The sequence below is a fragment of the Paenibacillus sp. Y859 genome (genome assembly GCF_056786405.1).
This window is the reverse complement of record NZ_JBXCIZ010000008.1, coordinates 64,666-81,853: the sequence shown is the minus strand read 5'-3', so window position 1 is coordinate 81,853 and position 17,188 is coordinate 64,666. Positions and strand designations below refer to the sequence as shown.

Genomic DNA, 17,188 nt, shown 5'->3' with positions numbered 1-17,188 from the left:
CTATTAGAGCAAAGAGGTGCAAGATATTGCAGAAGAAGAAAATGTACTACGCAGGACTTGTGATGGTTTCGGCCATATGGGGACTCAATTTTGGGTTCTCACGGCTGGCAATGGATGTCTTTGATCCGGTGCTTTTGGCATTTCTAAGGTTTTCGTTGGCTGTTCCATTCTTTTTCATATTGCTTAAATTGAAGGAGAAGAGTGTTGGATTACCGCTTGGTGTGTTGATTAAGTTAATGGGTATCGGTCTAATCGGTATAACGCTGCTTGAGATTATGGTGCTATACTCCATTCAGTATACGACGTTGGCTAATGCCTCACTGCTCAATGTAGCACCGTGGCCAATATTCGCAGCGTTATTCGCCCCATTCATTACGAAGGAGAAGGTGACAGCTCGACTTCTGATAGGGGGCGCTATTGCTATGGTTGGGGTTTATTTCATCATCAGTGGTGGTTCAGGGTTTGAATGGTCATCTAGGCATATGGTCGGAAATCTTATGGCGCTGGGCGTCAGCTTAATTGGAGCTCTATTCAATCTGTTATGTATGCCACTGATGAGAACGTATTCAGCTTTGCGTATAAGCACCTGGTATATTTTTTTTGGCACGCTATTCTTATTCCCACTCACCTTATCATCCTGGGGTAAAGTTGCATGGGCGAATTTAGGCGCTACCGAATATTTGGTAGTCGGTTACAACGTCATCTTCTGTACTGTTATTGCCTTTGTCGTATGGAACGCCTGTATGTACCAGGTAGGAACGGCTCGCTCTAACTTTTTTCGCTATATAGTGTCAGCTGTTGCTGTTCTGATGGGATATATGTTCTTTAAGGAAAGTGTGGATATGTGGCAGATCGTTGGGGCGGTATTTATGGTTGGTGGATTGATATGGATTACATTCGAACGCACTCCAAATGCTGTACAACTCTAGCTACACTGAGAACCATATAACGATGATGATTTTATGGATGAAATACTGAGATCTTAACCTGTCTCAATGATCTATAAAGGGGGATGAACATGATAAGATATCCGTTTTTAAAAGAAGGAGCAACAATAGGTGTAACAGCACCCTCGTCGGGCGTACAAGTGGAATTACATGATTTGCTTAAACTTTCCTGTAGTCGTATGAAGATGAAGGAATTCAACGTTATTTGTGGAGAAACGGTATGGACTCAACATAAAGCAAAGTCAGCGCCAGCCAAATTACGTGCTACTGAATTCAATGACATGATGCGTGATGATAACATCGATATGATTATTCCTCCTTGGGGTGGAGAATTATTAATTGAGATTCTTGAATACATTAATTTTGAAAATTTTAAGAGTAAGTGGATATTGGGTTATTCAGATATAAGCGTATTGTTGTTAGCCATCACCTTAAAAACAGGTATAGCCACTGCTCATGGGACGAACCTCATTGATTTAAGAGGAGAATACACGGATGAGACCACAGCGATGTGGCAATCTGTCTTATCAACTAAAACCGGTGAATCCATCCTCCAGCATTCTTCATTTAACTATCAGAAGGAATGGAACGTTGACTCTTCGCCATCTGTCTTTCACTTAACGGAACAAACTAGTTGGAAAGTGATTACAAATACGAATGTGAAAATACAAGGCCGTTTACTTGGTGGATGTATTGATGTGATAAGACATTTGATTGGCACCCCGTTTGGTGATGTGCAACATTTTCAGAATAGCTATATAAATAATGAACCTATCTTGTGGTATTTAGAGAATTGTGAGATGAACACAGTAGATTTACGCAGGTCATTAGTTCAAATGAAATTAGCAGGATGGTTCGATCATTGTACTGGTCTTATGTTTGGTAGAAGTAACGCCAATCAACCTGTCGACAACTATACAGTAGAGGATATTTACACAGAACTTTCCGAGGAATTACAGATACCTATCATCTTCGATATTGATTGCGGTCATGTTCCACCACAAATGACCTTCATAAATGGAGCGTATGCTGAATTAGAAGTAGAAGATGGTAAAGGGTCAGTAAAGCAGTATTTTAATCCATAACTACCTTATTCTCTATCTGACAAAGAGTAGTAGCGTTATGATAAACAACGCTTTTCATAACTTGAGAAAGGTATACTAAAATTACAAATAAGTAATAAGGTGGTCGTTCGAGTGGGTGAAAAAGTAATTGTACTTAAAAAGGCAATTCAATCAAAAGACGTTAATAAAAAGATTCAACAGCAGATTGATAAGAAGTCAAAAATGTATGAGAGTGATTTCAGACGATTCAAACAGTATGCAGAACAGCAAGACGCTGAATTATCATTTGAAGCACTTGAATTATATTTAATACATACAGTTGAAACAGGTCTAAAGATAAGTGCGTTCAATAGACGTTCAGCAAGCGTGAAACACTTCCTAGTAAACGTCTTAGGTCAAACTGAATCAGATGAACAGAAGAAGCGTATAGGGTTTCTACGTCAGATGTATAATGACTCTCAATACGTGGAGCAGAAACAAGTGGGCGGTCAAGTAGCGCAACCAAAGCAAGAGGTCATGGCTATGATTGAAAAACTTGATACAAGAGCCAAAGCAATTACCTTGTTCAATCTGATAACAGCGTGTAGACCTTCTGAAATGGTTACTATCCAAGTGAAACATATTGACCTAAAGAATCGTTCAGTAAAGGTTTATTTGAAGAAGCAGAAGGAATGGCATACAAAACGATTAACACTAGAGGTTGTCAATGTTCTAAAAGATTACTTCAATGTTTATGGCTTAGAATCAGAAAGTTACTTAGTTGGCAAAGTGGACAAACATAACAATTATACAAGCCAACAGGTTTCAGATATTGCGTATCGAAAGTCAATTCACATATGGTTAGGGTTTGCGCCTTATACGCTACGCAAGACACAGGTTTCAGCAATGCATGAAGCAGGAGCAGACCTAGCGACAATTGCTAAACAGAGTGGTCATAAGAACCTTGAAACTATCAATAAACACTATCTTTCAGTGAATGATAGAACTATTGATAAGTATCTTTGAATCGATGCTTATCCGACTGGAATTTATATTGTAATAAGGAAATGTTATATGAAAGAAGGAATGTGAATATGGCTAAATTAGATAAAAGACGTATTAATTTTGTATTAAACTTACCGATAGAGGTTAAAGCGAGGGTGCTTTATGAGTTTTTAGTTAAAGGTACTAGTACCAGAGAATGTGAAAGGAAAATTAAGGAGTTAAATGAAGAAGACGGTTGGCAAACATGGTCAGTAATTCATTTCTATGGATTTGATAAATATGATAAAAGGAAATATAAATATACACAGAAATTTATTATTGAAAATTTAGGTGATTTAGATGAAAGTGATATTGCGGATTTTCACTTGAATAAAGATGAATTTGTACCTGAACAAGACCTTGATGTAAGCATGAATGAAAATGATGGAAATGATGTTTTTAGAACTGTTAAAACAAGAGTAGGTCAAGGGAAATTAAGGAAAATTTTGTTGAGAAACTATAATGGATGTGCTTTGTGTGAAATTAAGGATAAGAATCTCTTAAGAACTAGTCATATTGTTGGGTGGAATGATGATAATACAACCAAACAAGATAGAGTGAACCCAGAAAATGCTATACTGCTATGTGGATTACACGATTTGATGTTCGAAAAAGGTATTATAAGTCTAGAGGATGACTATACAGTTCTGTATAAAGAAGGGTATGAATTTACTGAACAAAGTATATCAATGGATTTGAACTTCAACAAACCTCCAAGAGATTTACCTGCAGTAATATTTTTAGAAGTACATCGAAAAAAGTATGGATTTTAATTTAATACACTTCGATAAAATAATATTGTTAAATCAGGATTCGTTATTACGGTAAAATCATTATTTTACGTTTGGAGCTTAGAAGCAGGATAGGAAGGGGCTGTGAGGTTTTTAGATAGCCTGTGATCGACTTATTGACACTGTCCGTATCTAAGTTGAGTGTCTAACAAGTCTTGTGTGAATGTCACTGAAAGCTTAAAAGAGGATGCGAGATAATTGATAGGTAGCCCCCTAGTTTATAGCGATTAGGTGGTATGAGTTTGGATACATGGTGTACCTCATACACGCACACAAGGGAATGTATTTGTTATAACGACTATAATAGTGATTTCAAACTGAGCTTAGTGAAAGTAATCTATACAAATTACGGTATTAGGCATTAGCTCTGTTATACTTCATTTTTGTTTTTGTCCATTGAGCTAACGGGTAGGTTAGTGGAAGAAATAACAATTAGGTGTGACTGGGAAAGTTGGCGATGATATAAAAAAAGACACCGAAGTGTCTTATGTGCTTTCAAATCAAGCTCACCGATAAATTGGAATTTTATGCTCTCTTAATCCGATATCCAACAACCATTATCTCATTAACTCAGTGCATCTTGACAAGAGCCGTTAAGTTAATCGATATCTGAAAATATGTGATTAAATAATTCTAGCAGTTTTAAGAAATTCTATTTCCTTTTCGTATGTTTTATAAATATGCGAAATTTCGAATAAAGATATATTATGTGACTTGGCATAAACACGTTTTAATTCGTCATTCTTTACTTGAGACTGATATTGTGAAACACCACCGAACTCAGCTATAGGCTTATAATGCTGTTCACCTTGACACTCAATAAGACATTTAATGCTATTATCTGAACCGAGAACAGCAAAATCATAACGCAACAATTTCTTATGCCCTACACCATATAAGTCTGGAAACTCAACTTCAACTCTATATGCTACATTATATTCTCTCAGTATTTTTATAGTTCGCCATTGAAATGATGAAATGTTATGACAGTCACAATAAGCATCACAATAATATCCATCTTTCGCTCTATATCCGTATGCATCAATTTTTATCTCAAAATCTGATGATTTAAATTGATATTCTTTACCACACAGATAGCAACGACATTTATATAACTTGAATACTTTAAATTTGCCCCCATTCTTTTTTCGTTTATCAGATATTGCAGGTTGTTCCTCATAACCATCATCAATACACTCTAATATCTCTAATGATTCATGTATGGTATTGGAATAATCAATATCATAGCTTTTATCCTTTACTCTAGGGTACGAAGCTAGTCTCTTTTTAATACGCTCTTGCTTTATCGCGCAATCATCCCCGCAATCTCTCCATTTTTTTCTTAATAAAGTAGTTTCATCAAAATAATCTATTATTCCGCATTTACACTGGCATTTGTATTTCATGTAAGACTTATTTCTTTGTATCGAGCTATCAAAAACATCTACAGATTCAAAATTACGCACAATACTTCTTTCCCCATTTATAAACTTTTGCTTTTTTTGTTCTAGGTCTGCAATTCGTTCTTTAGCAACTTCTTCTTGATATGCTTCAAAACCACCGATTATAGTAAAACATCCCTGTTTCTTTCCAATAGGCAATACGCTGTCCATGTATTTCAAGCCTCCCCCATTTATAATATAGACACTAACGATCTATCGAATACTTATGTATTATATAACTTCCATTTACCATAGTTCTCTTGTAATGCATTAATTTACTTTGCCCATTATCCATCTTAACACATTGATTACTTCATCTCCCTAAATTCTAATTTCTCTGTCTATTCACCTGTATAATAATATATGTTTGTGAGAAATAACACATAAACTAACGGGTGCTTTATTTCAATATGGGGTGAAGCCTTATTCTTATTCAACTAACGGGCAGGATAATGTAATATTCCATCATGCAACCGGCGAAATATTCGGTTGCATGTTCAGTTCTTGGGTAAATTAGCTCAATAAATTCTATAGATAAGATTATCTATGGTGTAATATGTAAATATATTTTAAAAATACTAAAGCTTTATGAAATGGTGGACTAAACGAATGGAACGTACAATTCAATTAATGGAAACCCATTTAAATATCGATCTTGGAAATCCGCCCTTTTTAAAATTAGATAACGGGTTGCAAATTCCATACTCTTCGATTAAGGGGATAACAACAGGTAGACCCATACCAAATGCTTTCAAGCTTTATGGTGCTTCTTTTGGAGGAACAAGAAATGGATTATTTAGATTCAATGGAGGTTATCATCTCTACTTTTTTTATAATGAGGTTGATACCCTTCATTTTGACTTGAATAATTTTCTTGTTGGTAAATTTAAAATATCAAAGTTAATCATTGATGTTAAAAACCCTGAAGAAATAAGTAAAACTATCTCCGAAAGATTGACGTGATAGTTCAATACCGAAAGGTCTACCGCACTGGCTTTTTTCAACTAACGGGCAGGATAGTTGAAACGTTCCTCGAAAAAATATTTATTTGTCATATGGAAACATAAAAATTGTAGACTTTATTGGAGTGAATTTATATGGAAAATGAAAATCGTTCGATAGCATACTTAAAAATGCATGAAAATCTTACGACAGATTTGGAATCAGATGAAGATTATTTAAGATGGTCAAAAAAATGTCTCAACGAAGCGAATGCGTATTTTGAAGTATCATTTAGATGTATGGATATGATTCATAATGATTGTAGGAATGCTGTTTTAACAAATGTTTCATTTGCATGTGAACTATATTTAAAATATTTGCTTTTAATTCAGAGTATTGATTGTAGACAAGAACATAATCTCTATAAATTATTTAAGAAATTACCTGAGAAAATAAAAGAAGAGTTAAAGAAAAAGCACCCTTGTGGAAATATTTCAATAGATAAGTTCGAACTAGCACTTGATGAAATTGGTCAAGCATTTATAATTTTCCGTTACATGTATGAACGAGGGATTATGGCATTTAATTTGCAGTTTTTGATGGAATTATTATTTACGCTTCATAGCTTAATTAATAATAATAAGGGTGAGTGATTTTTATTTATCCTTTTTGTAGTAAAGGAGCTATAACTAAGCTGTTGAATATTATATTGTTTTTCTAATAGAAGCTATTCAAGCTGATTAAGCTAACGGGACACGTTAGCTCAATAAAACTCTCTACGTTGGGCGTTTTTATTAAGGTTGAAAATCAACATTAAGATTTAACATAGCCTAGGCATTAGTAGATATTGTTCTTTACTAGTGCCTTATTTCTTTATTGTTGTATAATTAACCTGAAATTAGAAACAGTGATTGTTGGTGTTATTCGTATTTAGTAGGAGGTGACAGATTTGAGTAGTAGAGAATTTGATGAAAAAGACTATTGGAGAGCTGTCATTCTCTATGGACTTAATACAGCTACATATAAAATTGCTCTTGGACAAGCTCTAATCAACTTCTCAACAATTGACAAGGATTTTGTGACTATGGATATGTTAGCAGAATCCTTTTTTGATTTATATCATGAACGCTTGAAGAACAATATGCCCCAAATGAGTATTAAAGGCAGAAGAACAGCTATGGAGCGTATTGTTGACTTATATAACTTAGGTAGACTAGATAGAGATGAAGCTATCAACAAAGTTAAGCTAGAAGCTTTCAATGATGTCATCCCAAGGTTTCATACTGTTAATGGCATTAATCTGCCAATTTCATTCTATGAGGCGGGTAAAGATGGGTTGATAATTAAAGACTCTCTATTTGAGGTGTTCAAGGGCAAAGAGAGTGATTCACTAACAGAGGAATTACAATCAAGGTGGGACTTGTTAGAATCAGCTTTTGAGATGAGACATTCAGAGGCTAGTATGAGCAATGATATAAGACGTATCTACCTAGAGAGTGGCTATGATAGAAAGAGTATCACACATACGATTCCTGTACTTAATGGCTATCAGAGCGGTGTGTGTTTCTATTGTGGAGAACAAATTGAAGGTAAGATTCATGTCGATCATGTGATACCAAGGCAAGTGATCTTTCATGATGAGATTTGGAATCTAGTGGATTGTCAACACTAAACTAGACAGCTTTTTTATGGTGTTCTATCTTGTAATCAATAGGGCTCTTGTAGCCAAGAGTCCCGTGAATACGAATGTGGTTGAACCAGTGTACATAGTCATATAGTTCTCTCGTTAGATCATCCAGACTATCAAAATGACGTCGCTTCACAAACTCTGTCTTGAAGAGTTTGAACGTTGCTTCTGCAACTGCATTGTCGTAGGGACAACCTTTCATACTCAAAGATCGTTTGATCTTAAACGTATCTAAGGCATCGTCTATCAGCTTGTTTTTAAACTCATTCCCACGGTCTGTATGAAAGAGCTGAATCCGATTGAGGTTGGTTTTAATCAATGCGAAGGCACGGTAGACGAGCCTAGCATCTTTGTTTGGACCTGCACTATAACCTATGATTTCACGATTGAAGAGATCCACAAATACACATACGTAATTCCACTTTTGGTTGACTCTTACGTAGGTTAGATCACTCACGACAACAGACAATTCCTTCTCCTGAACAAACTGTCTATTTAATACATTAGCTTGTTTTGAGTCATTACAGCCCGTTGTGTGTGGTCTGTATTGAGCTACAGTATACGAAGAAACGAGACCCTGTACTTTCATGATTCGCCCAATTCTTCGTCTGGATACCGTTAACTCTAGCTTTTCTAATTCTACTTTGATCTTACGTGTTCCATAGTTTTGCCGACTTGCTTGGAATATATTGACGATAACAGAGGAAATCTCATCTTCTGAAGACGGCTCACTCGCTTCATAATAGTATGTGCTTCTTGGGAGTTGAAGGACTTTACACATGGCTGATATCGAGTATTTGTGTTGATTATTCCGAATCACATTTACTTTCGTCCTAGTATCAGCGCAGCTTGCTTTAGTATGTCATTTTCCATAAGTAGCTGTTTGTTTTCTTTTCGAAGTTTAATAAGTTCTGCATCTTCTTTCGACAAGTTGTCCTTTTCCTTGAAGGAGCCTGTTTTCTCGCTTTGCATGATCCATTTATCTAATGAAGATGGTGTCAATTCATATTCCTTAATAATCTCTTTTCTAGGCTTTCCGTTCTGGTATAACTGAACCATCTGTTCCTTAAATTCAGTTGTAAATGTTCGTCTTTCTTTTTTCATCACGGTCGATTGCTCCTCAAATGTAATGTCTGTAGTTTACTAGACCACAATTTTTCTGTCCAGATGAGTGTAACCGATCCACTAGTGTTTTCTCATGAATTTTGCAATCTCCAAAAGAGTGATTACTTGCCAAGCATGGTTTATGTGGAGAAACTGATTGCAAGAAACGAACACTTTATTTCAAGCAAACATCCCATATCAAACAAGCTAGTTGAGAAGCTTGGTAAGACACCAATAGCAAGGAGAAAGTACATATTGAAAGTATATGAGGATGTAAAGACTGTTCTTGGTGGTGCTACATGGGAAGGTATTCGTGGCTATAATCCGATGACAGATACATTCTATAAAACATTTATAAGGAGCTTGAAGCTATGATTGTTTATAACAAGTTAGTGCGTGATAAGATACCTCAGATTATTGAAGCAAGCGGGAAAATGTGTGAAGTGAAGATATTGGATGATGTAGCTTATGAACAAGCGTTAAAGGACAAGCTAGTTGAGGAAATGAATGAAGTTCATGGAGCTAAGAGTGATGATGAACTGATAGAAGAACTAGCAGATTTATACGAGGTGTTGACTTCATTAGTGACTGCTAAAGGTGTAAGTGAAGAACAGTTCCTTGAGATAGTTAAAGCTAAGAACGAAAAGCGTGGTGGTTTTAGGGACAAGGTCTTTCTAGAATCAGTAAGAGAGTAGCAGTAAATCAACTACAAACAGGAGTGAAGGGAGTGTGACGTTTATGCAAAATGTACTTTCTATACCAGCATCTTCGACTTTTCATTTAATAAGTAAATATCAAATACATGGCTATCCACATCCGCGTACTTATGATTATTCGCACTTAGTAACATTCAGAAAAAGTGGTGGAGAAATGGAAGATTTATATAAAGTCGAAGATAAAGTTATTCTAAATATGGAAGACGAATTTATATACGATAAAATCCAGCACTTTGATAATAGTGTTCAAAATAGAATTAAACAGTATATTTTTGAAAGAAAAAGTGATTTTAAATTTGAAAAACCTAACTTTATGTTTTGGATATTAAAGAAAGAAGAATCTCTATTATACAAACCCAAACCAACACAATCATATAATGGACATGTTTATTTTAGGCATGAAGAGTTAATTAGTGGTAAGAAACTTGTTAATATAGCATCTCATGAGAAAGATAGCAATTTTGTTGACTATATATCCGAATTTGACCAGCAACTTAATGATATAATTAAGGATGAAATAACAGTCACAGAGAAAGAACAAATCATTAAATCAAGAATAGGTCAATCAAAGTTTAAGAAGGCTCTTCTAGATATTGAAAAGAAGTGCAGATTATGTAGTGTCACAGATGAACGTTTCTTAGTTGCAAGTCACATTAAACCTTGGAGTCAATCTAATAATCGAGAACGGTTAGATGCTAATAATGGGTTGCTTCTATGTCCAAATCATGATGCGTTGTTTGATAAGGGGTACATTAGTTTTGATAATGATGGCACTATTTTGATTTCAAATAGTTTAGATGAAATGACAAAGGTTTTTCTTAATATCAAAGAAACTATAAATATTATAATAAGTGAGAGTCAATGTGAGTACATGAAATGGCATAGGAATAATGTTTTTGAAACATAAAAATAAAATCATTCTTTTACTGTTGAGCTAAGAAACAGGCTAGGAGCGGGCTGAAAGGTTTTGGATAGCCTGTGAGCAACTTGATGACACTGTCCGTATCTAAGTTGGCTGCCTAATAAGTCTTGTGTGAATGTCACTGAAAGCTTAAAAGAGGATGCGAGATAATTGATAGGTAGCCCCCTAGTTTATAGCAAATAAGTAGCAAGTTATTGTTTAGCAGCTAGACCTCATACATACACGAAAAGTGAAGTTTGTGACATTACGATATAAAAATCATATGTAGTAGCAATTTATGTATGAATAAAATTATTTGATAGTAATTATAGTTAGGCATCAATATCAGGGTACTTAATAAATATAGAGGTGATGTAATGGGTAACAGAAATAAGAAGAAAAGAGCAAGAACACAGGGTCAGCCTTCTGGAGTAAATGAGCATAAACGAGAGGGGAAAAAGTTAGTTGCGCCTTTCATGCAAATAGAGAAACTTAAGCCTGTGTCATGGATGAATGATAGATTACCAGAATATATTTGGATAGCGTTGATTTTCTCACAACATGATAGAGAAGAAGCGATAAGCACAATAAAACAAATTGGTAAGTTCTTTTTTGATTTGAAAGAAGAAGTTCGACCATCTGACATATCATTATCGGAACTAGCAAAGATGAATAGCAGTCTATTAGATAAATTTATAGATTTTTTATGTAATAAATTGTATTTGAAAGATATTCTTAAGCCACTTGGAGTGTTTCACGATTTTCCAGCTAAAGACAGTTGGCAAAGGCAGATTACTCCACTAGAATATTCTGCTAAAGAATGGAATATTATTCAAATTGCAGTGGCTAGTTCCTTAAGTCATAATTCTCAAGAAGCTACCGATATTCGATGGGCTAGAGTATTTTATTATATAGTTACAAAGAAACTTGTACCTCCTACACAAGAGTGGTTTAAGGAGATTTTTGAGTATCCTTATTTTGGTGATATGAGTACTGTCAGACCAACAATAAGAAGTACTGAGATGGTATTGAATATGAGTTCTGATGGAGTTGGTGAGCAATCTAGTTGGTCTAAATCTTTTTGGCAACAAGGTTTAGAATATACACCATGCTGGGAATTGAAGAAAAATGTCGATATAGAAAGAAGTCCATTAAGTGATAAATTAATTGAAGTACATGAATTATTGAAGAAACACTTTATTGAAAGTAATGTATCAACGAAGATAGATGAAAAACATGACGGGGTATTTGGTCTAGCTTTATATTGCATAGAAATTTTAGAAGAAATGGTAAGTTCCAACAATAACTCTTCTATACTGAGTAGAATTGGATTAAGAACTATCTCAGAATGTTACATTACATTGGCTTATTTATGTCATCAGAACAAGGAAGACTTATGGAAGTCTTATCGTAATTATGGTTCAGGTCAAGCTAAACTCTCTTTCTTGAAAATAGATGAACTAAATGAAAAGCCACAGTATTTAGATATTGATGAATTAAGAGATATAGTCAATGAAGACCAGTGGGAAGAATTTGTTAACATTGACTTAGGTCATTGGGATAGTACTAACTTAAGGAAGATGAGTGAAGTGGCAGATGTTAAAGATATTTACAATGCATACTATGATTGGACATCTGGTTTTGCACATGGACATTGGGCAGCAGTAAGGAATAGTGTATATGTTACTTGTGGGAATCCGATGCATCGATTACATCGAATACCTACGAAAGAAAAAAATCAGTTTAATGATGTAACAAATGATGCAATTGATATCTGTAATAAGATTCTAGATTTAGTCGATAAAGAGTTTACAGGATTTGAAGCAAGACTCTAAAGAAAATACTACTTCACATCCCGCTACCACTACTTTATAATGAAAAATATTGAACATCATTGGGAAGTAGTAGTTGTCTAATAATTGTGTAAAAAACATAGATATATCAAGGGTTTTGACAATTCACGCTGCATCCGTAGCTGCAATGTTCTTGACTACTGAAGTGGTATTTGCTTACGATAGACGCTAAAAAATTTTAGTTAGTCAATATAAGAGTAGAGTTTATTCTCTCATAGGTAAGGTTGGCATAATTATTCTTTTCCTAAAACCTGCTTCCAAATTCAAGGAAGTGGGTTTTTATATTATTATATAAATATGGTGATTATAGGGATATTACGTTTTAGGAGGAATAACATTGATAGAAAAAGAAATGCAAATATTAGTTAATAAATTTCATAAAGAAATGTTAAATATTTATGAAAATGCAAAAAAAGATAGGCTATAATGCTTCTAGATTTAGAAAAATGGTTGCTAATGAAGGTGGACTTAGGGCAGCAAAGAAATTTATTGCTAGTAATACTCCATCAGATGGATTTACAAGTCTTTTGGAATTAGGAAGACTAGATTTAACAGTAGAGGCATTAATTCTTAGAGAAGAGTACCAAATATTGTTTAGCGAGAACGAACGGAATATAGTAATTGATAGACTCAAAGTGTGTGGTTACCAAATAAATATACCTTTTATTGATACACCAGAACTACAGCAAGAAATGGTGAGTGAAGAAACTAAAGAAGAGGATGATCTTACAACAGTTGTTACACAAGAATTTGATTTTGGATTATTTGAAAATGAACTTGGTAACAAAGGTTATCATATTGGGAGGGTAACAAAATACTACATACTGACTGTCAAGGTTAAACCTCTTGGGAACAATAACGATTCTAATTATAAATATTTAATATACATAATGGAAGATGATAAGCTTGTAAAACAGAGTGAAATTACAAGTAATAAAAAAAATATTCTGACCAAAGCAAAATTAATAGGGATTGAAATGTTACATTTAATAAATCCTCAAGTGTCAATAGAAGATGTAACTTTAATCCATTATAAACAAGATAGAAAAGACATTGAAGCACCATGGGATAAGGATATCAGTGAAATATTGAAGGGATTATTTGAGGAGCATTCAAATCGAAAAGATATTCAATTATTAAATACAATGATTGAAGACATTGATTCTGAACTATTTGAAGAAGGTGCTGTTAGCTACTATTATGGTAAACGATATGAACGAAGACCTGAGAATAGAGCAAACGCTATAAGAATCCATGGACTGAACTGTATGGGATGTGGTTTTAGCTTTGAAGAAGTATATGGTGAAAGAGGAAAGGATTTTATTGAAATCCATCATATCAATCCATTAAGTCTATTAGAAAAAGCTACAGATATTAATCCTAAAGAAGATTTAGTTCCTTTATGTTCAAATTGTCATCGTATGGTACATAGGAAAAAAGATACAGTATTGAGCATTGAAGAGTTGAAAAGAACTATATTAGGGAAATTTAAATTTGGAAAATATGAAGATTAGAAGTATGACTGCTAATCTTTTGGGTCGGTCAATAATTTTGTGTATTCTTTTAATAGGCTCCTCTCCCGAGGGAGGAAAATACCAGAAATCATTGAAGCAATTAGTAAGTGATGTGAACTTAGAGTCAACTAACAGGGATTGAATATAGAATAGCTTGAAAGGGCAATTGATTAAATAATTAAAAACGTGTTGTATATAATGAAAGGATATTTTTAATAAGTGTGAATGAATAACAAAGACCAAGAGATAGTATGATCTTGGTCTTTGTTTATAAGTCCAGTACTACGTATAAATTTCGTTGGTTCGTTTTTTTGTATTGATGAACTAATAAATGGTGTGTTGAACAGTTGAAATTCTCCATTTCACCCGCTACAATTGATATACAAAGATAACGCAATAATTGAATAGTAATTTACTCTATTGAAGCGGGTAGCGGTGGTGGGATTTACGATGGGTTAAGTTAGAATAAAGACTCTTATCCCTCGTATCCCATGGGATATTCTTGAGAAAATCTCAGTACGTATCGTGAATGAAGTGGATAATGTTAACAGAATTGTGTATGACATTACATCTAAGCCACCAGCTACGATTGAGTGGGAATAGGCTGAGTATTTCTAGGGATATAAAATTCTCTTGAATCTTGTCATATCAAGGTTTTGTGGCGTTTTTAAGTAATAATACTGCTACACCACATACAACTATTGAACATTCAAAATGACTCTCTTTTTTACCCGAATTATGGGTAGGAAAGGTTTTTTTATGTCTAAAATGATTGATGATTTTAGATTCAATCAGGAAGTTTTGGGAAGGAAGCCTAAATATATCGAGAGTTGTATGTATCGCCTGAAGATGTTCAAGGACTACTTAGAGACTTTAGATGTGTATGAAGTGGAAGAAGTTACACCAATCCACATTAAAAAGTTTATTAAAGAGTGACAGAACTTAGGAAGAGAGAACAATAGGACGATAAACAACACTCTTTCAACTATGAGAGTTTTTTTAATTATTTGGTCGAAGACGAATTTATAGAGGAACTTGAAAATCCGATGAGAAGAATTAGGAACTTGAAAGAGAATAAGACAGTGATTGTTACTTTCAATGATGAAGAAGTCTCACGAATTATAAATAGTGTTAAAGAGGAAACCTATTCAAATTAAGGGGACAAGCTGATTTTGATATTCCTTTTTAATACAGGTGTAAGGGTATCAGAGCTTTGAGATATAAAGCAGAACGACATTTCACCTCGTCATATTCTGATCCATGGAAAAGGCTCAAAACAGCGCCTAGTTTATATTAGTCGCATTATGAGGAATTACATGAGACTTTACGAGAAAGCTAGACATGAACGGTTTTAAAAATAAACATCCTGATGAGATTGAGGATTATTACTTTTTAGACCAATCAGCAATGAGGCTATCACGTTCTCGAATTAATAAGATACTCAAGGAGCAATGTATTAAAGCAAAAGTGAGAGAAGAAGTTCGTTGTTCTCCTCATGACTGTAGGCATTACTTCGCTCAAAAGCAACTGAAAAATGGAATTGATGTTTACAGCCTGAGTCGTTTGCTAGGGCATTATGATACACAAATAACGTCAAAGTATCTTAGAGGGTTGGAACAAGATGACATTCTGAAAATTGGACGTGTTCACAGTCCTTTGAGAAATGTTCATGTGAGACGCCACGAGAAACAAAAATGAAAAATAAAAGTCCCCAGCTACCAACTGGAGACTCAAAACTTAATCAATTTCATAACTGAATAAAGAAATACTTATCAGCTTCTTGTCTGTTTTAACATTTTTTAAAAATAGTCTCAAGAGGTCTAGGTTCCTATTGTCTTTTTTAGGAACAGGTGAGGGAAGCTTGCCCACTAACTTCTCAAAATGGTCAGGGTTCAGCGTTCCCAATGCAAATAAAACGTTATTTCACTCTGAGTATAATCTCAGCCTTTTCCTTGTTCATGGTGAGTGATTGTAGGTGATTGCGACCATTAACAGTGTAGGCTGATTTCTAGATCTCTAAGGAGGCTGGAACACATAACGACAACAAGACATTTAGGGCGGAAATTAAATGAGTTATGTGGTGCTGAGAAGCGATAGCTGAACAAGGAGATACAAGAAACTCAAACTCTGAGCGAACGTTCAGTATATCAAGTTATTCTTTATTTTCATTGATAATTGTTTTTTATCTTTGGAAGTAGGGAATAACTATGTCCAATTGCTCTCCTCATTCACTCACATTCAGTAATTTGATAAGCCGAAAGTCAACCACTAATTATGTACCTATATCTATTAATCAGTCCAACCTTCGAATAAAATTGCCTCTAGATTTTCACTCGGGTTATTTGGATTTGGAATAAATATTTCAGTTTTTTTCAGTTTTCCACTAGCGAAATGTGTAGAAAAATCAGGTTGTTCTTCAAGTGCCATGTAATCATTAGTTAGCATAACTACAAATATTCTTGTTGCGTCAGTAGGAATATCATCTCGTGTAATATAGTCACTAAATACTTTATGTGGGTGTTCTAATTCATACATTCCTCGAACTCGAAGGTTTGATAGTTTTAGGGGGTCAATTCCCTTGGCACGAGCCAATTCCTTAGAATCAGTCAATGTAGCGTTTGTACTTGCTACTGCTTCTCTAATCTCGTCAATTAGACTTAAATAGGTAGAGCGGTCAGCTACCATTGTATTCCCGTAAGCAAACCAAAGTGAAAGTAGTTTGTTGTTTTGAGTGTTTAAATTCCCAGTAACGTAAATAACTTCTTTTCTATACCACTTTTCCTCGTTAATCTCTCTAGGTAAGTTCTGACTATCGGGATAGATGTAATCCTTTGGATAAGAACTGTTTAACGCTAGAGAAGAATAGCTCTGATTATTTAGTTTTTTTGGCTCAACACCAACTCCACCTTTAACAATAAAATCGGGGAAGTTAGAGGAGTTACCTGTCCAACTAAGATATTCATTGTACTTGATCATTTTTTCGTGTTCGTACTGGTATTGACTAGCACCCGTGCAAAACATATCCTTCACGAAATATTCAAGGCTATCTCCAGCTGCATTTGCTGAACCGTTTGACCGGAAAATTGGTGTGAGAATACTTGAATTCCTATCGAGAATGTTCTTTAAAGCCACTAAAATATTTGATGTAGGTGATTGTGTCATTTCATTTCTCCTTCTGTTTATTTTCTCTATTTTCTCATAGAT

17 protein-coding genes and 1 pseudogene are annotated in these 17,188 nt (G+C 34.5%); 15 read left to right on the top strand and 3 right to left on the bottom strand.

Annotated elements, in window-relative coordinates; genetic code table 11:
• The first annotated feature begins 26 nt into the window (after positions 1-26).
• From AC1TO8_RS16580 to AC1TO8_RS16565, 4 genes are all read left to right on the top strand, one after another.
• Positions 27-929: a DMT family transporter gene (locus AC1TO8_RS16580; protein WP_482056742.1), complete on the top strand. Its 903-nt coding sequence runs from the start codon at positions 27-29 to the stop codon at positions 927-929.
• Positions 930-1,018: 89 nt separating this feature from the next.
• Entirely contained in the window at positions 1,019-2,032 is a 1,014-nt protein-coding gene (locus AC1TO8_RS16575; RefSeq protein WP_482056741.1) for a S66 family peptidase, read from the top strand.
• Between the two features lie 111 nt (positions 2,033-2,143).
• Positions 2,144-3,016 carry a tyrosine-type recombinase/integrase gene (locus tag AC1TO8_RS16570; protein ID WP_482056740.1) on the top strand — a complete coding sequence of 291 codons (873 nt, stop codon included), beginning with the start codon at positions 2,144-2,146 and terminating at the stop codon, positions 3,014-3,016.
• 68 nt (positions 3,017-3,084) lie between these two features.
• Positions 3,085-3,807, top strand: coding sequence for an HNH endonuclease (locus AC1TO8_RS16565; protein ID WP_482056739.1), 723 nt, complete (start codon positions 3,085-3,087; stop codon positions 3,805-3,807).
• Positions 3,808-4,448: 641 nt separating this feature from the next.
• On the opposite strand, the gene AC1TO8_RS16560 is transcribed toward AC1TO8_RS16565, so the two are convergent.
• On the bottom strand, positions 4,449-5,438 hold the full coding sequence (locus AC1TO8_RS16560) for a hypothetical protein (RefSeq protein ID WP_482056738.1): 990 nt from the start codon (positions 5,436-5,438) through the stop codon (positions 4,449-4,451).
• A gap of 438 nt (positions 5,439-5,876) precedes the next feature.
• On the opposite strand from AC1TO8_RS16560, the gene AC1TO8_RS16555 reads away from it, so the two are divergent.
• From AC1TO8_RS16555 to AC1TO8_RS16545, 3 genes are all read left to right on the top strand, one after another.
• Positions 5,877-6,230, top strand: coding sequence for a hypothetical protein (locus tag AC1TO8_RS16555; protein ID WP_068535889.1), 354 nt, complete (start codon positions 5,877-5,879; stop codon positions 6,228-6,230).
• A 134-nt stretch (positions 6,231-6,364) separates the two neighbouring features.
• The gene (locus AC1TO8_RS16550; protein WP_482056737.1) at positions 6,365-6,862 is read left to right on the top strand and encodes a HEPN domain-containing protein; all 498 of its coding nucleotides are present in this window, start codon (positions 6,365-6,367) and stop codon (positions 6,860-6,862) included.
• A gap of 296 nt (positions 6,863-7,158) precedes the next feature.
• Positions 7,159-7,881: an HNH endonuclease family protein gene (locus AC1TO8_RS16545; RefSeq protein WP_482056736.1), complete on the top strand. Its 723-nt coding sequence runs from the start codon at positions 7,159-7,161 to the stop codon at positions 7,879-7,881.
• A gap of 1 nt (position 7,882) precedes the next feature.
• On the opposite strand, the gene AC1TO8_RS16540 is transcribed toward AC1TO8_RS16545, so the two are convergent.
• Positions 7,883-9,000 (bottom strand): IS3 family transposase gene (locus AC1TO8_RS16540; RefSeq protein WP_482056819.1). Its coding sequence is split into 2 segments (ribosomal slippage): positions 7,883-8,754 and positions 8,754-9,000, totalling 1,119 coding nucleotides; the frame shifts between segments, so codons are not numbered across the junction.
• Between the two features lie 63 nt (positions 9,001-9,063).
• Here AC1TO8_RS16540 and AC1TO8_RS16535 point away from each other — a divergent pair.
• The 8 genes and pseudogenes from AC1TO8_RS16535 (at position 9,064) to AC1TO8_RS16500 (ending at position 15,682) form a co-directional block, all read left to right on the top strand.
• Positions 9,064-9,375: a hypothetical protein gene (locus AC1TO8_RS16535; RefSeq protein ID WP_482056735.1), complete on the top strand. Its 312-nt coding sequence runs from the start codon at positions 9,064-9,066 to the stop codon at positions 9,373-9,375.
• A complete protein-coding gene (locus AC1TO8_RS16530) occupies positions 9,372-9,695 on the top strand; it encodes a pyrophosphohydrolase domain-containing protein (protein ID WP_482056734.1) in 324 nt (107 codons plus the stop codon). Before AC1TO8_RS16535 ends, AC1TO8_RS16530 begins: the two co-directional genes overlap by 4 nt.
• A gap of 43 nt (positions 9,696-9,738) precedes the next feature.
• Positions 9,739-10,623 carry an HNH endonuclease gene (locus AC1TO8_RS16525; RefSeq protein ID WP_482056733.1) on the top strand — a complete coding sequence of 295 codons (885 nt, stop codon included), beginning with the start codon at positions 9,739-9,741 and terminating at the stop codon, positions 10,621-10,623.
• Positions 10,624-10,994: 371 nt separating this feature from the next.
• Positions 10,995-12,452, top strand: coding sequence for a DUF5677 domain-containing protein (locus AC1TO8_RS16520; RefSeq protein ID WP_482056732.1), 1,458 nt, complete (start codon positions 10,995-10,997; stop codon positions 12,450-12,452).
• Between the two features lie 416 nt (positions 12,453-12,868).
• Positions 12,869-13,984, top strand: a complete 1,116-nt coding sequence (locus AC1TO8_RS16515; protein WP_482056731.1) for an HNH endonuclease — start codon at positions 12,869-12,871, stop codon at positions 13,982-13,984.
• Between the two features lie 483 nt (positions 13,985-14,467).
• Positions 14,468-14,587: pseudogene (locus AC1TO8_RS16510) on the top strand (GMP synthase (glutamine-hydrolyzing)); the annotation flags it as partial.
• A gap of 156 nt (positions 14,588-14,743) precedes the next feature.
• Positions 14,744-14,920 carry a hypothetical protein gene (locus tag AC1TO8_RS16505; protein WP_482056730.1) on the top strand — a complete coding sequence of 59 codons (177 nt, stop codon included), beginning with the start codon at positions 14,744-14,746 and terminating at the stop codon, positions 14,918-14,920.
• 405 nt (positions 14,921-15,325) lie between these two features.
• Positions 15,326-15,682, top strand: coding sequence for a tyrosine-type recombinase/integrase (locus AC1TO8_RS16500; protein WP_482056729.1), 357 nt, complete (start codon positions 15,326-15,328; stop codon positions 15,680-15,682).
• Between the two features lie 591 nt (positions 15,683-16,273).
• Here the strand turns inward: AC1TO8_RS16500 and AC1TO8_RS16495 are convergent.
• Entirely contained in the window at positions 16,274-17,146 is an 873-nt protein-coding gene (locus tag AC1TO8_RS16495; RefSeq protein WP_482056728.1) for an NgoPII family restriction endonuclease, read from the bottom strand.
• Positions 17,147-17,188: the final 42 nt, after the last annotated feature.

What these genes read in the sequence shown, in the direction of transcription:
- AC1TO8_RS16550 (WP_482056737.1), top strand. Translation starts at nt 6,365, where the DNA reads ATGGAAAATGAAAATCGTTCGATAGCATACTTAAAAATGCATGAAAAT.
- AC1TO8_RS16565 (WP_482056739.1), top strand. Translation starts at nt 3,085, where the DNA reads ATGGCTAAATTAGATAAAAGACGTATTAATTTTGTATTAAACTTACCG.
- AC1TO8_RS16495 (WP_482056728.1), bottom strand. Translation starts at nt 17,146, where the DNA reads ATGACACAATCACCTACATCAAATATTTTAGTGGCTTTAAAGAACATT.
- AC1TO8_RS16535 (WP_482056735.1), top strand. Translation starts at nt 9,064, where the DNA reads ATGAGTGTAACCGATCCACTAGTGTTTTCTCATGAATTTTGCAATCTC.
- AC1TO8_RS16525 (WP_482056733.1), top strand. Translation starts at nt 9,739, where the DNA reads ATGCAAAATGTACTTTCTATACCAGCATCTTCGACTTTTCATTTAATA.
- AC1TO8_RS16520 (WP_482056732.1), top strand. Translation starts at nt 10,995, where the DNA reads ATGGGTAACAGAAATAAGAAGAAAAGAGCAAGAACACAGGGTCAGCCT.
- AC1TO8_RS16515 (WP_482056731.1), top strand. Translation starts at nt 12,869, where the DNA reads ATGAAAATGCAAAAAAAGATAGGCTATAATGCTTCTAGATTTAGAAAA.
- AC1TO8_RS16560 (WP_482056738.1), bottom strand. Translation starts at nt 5,438, where the DNA reads ATGGACAGCGTATTGCCTATTGGAAAGAAACAGGGATGTTTTACTATA.
- AC1TO8_RS16500 (WP_482056729.1), top strand. Translation starts at nt 15,326, where the DNA reads ATGAACGGTTTTAAAAATAAACATCCTGATGAGATTGAGGATTATTAC.
- AC1TO8_RS16555 (WP_068535889.1), top strand. Translation starts at nt 5,877, where the DNA reads ATGGAACGTACAATTCAATTAATGGAAACCCATTTAAATATCGATCTT.
- AC1TO8_RS16575 (WP_482056741.1), top strand. Translation starts at nt 1,019, where the DNA reads ATGATAAGATATCCGTTTTTAAAAGAAGGAGCAACAATAGGTGTAACA.
- AC1TO8_RS16530 (WP_482056734.1), top strand. Translation starts at nt 9,372, where the DNA reads ATGATTGTTTATAACAAGTTAGTGCGTGATAAGATACCTCAGATTATT.
- AC1TO8_RS16505 (WP_482056730.1), top strand. Translation starts at nt 14,744, where the DNA reads ATGTCTAAAATGATTGATGATTTTAGATTCAATCAGGAAGTTTTGGGA.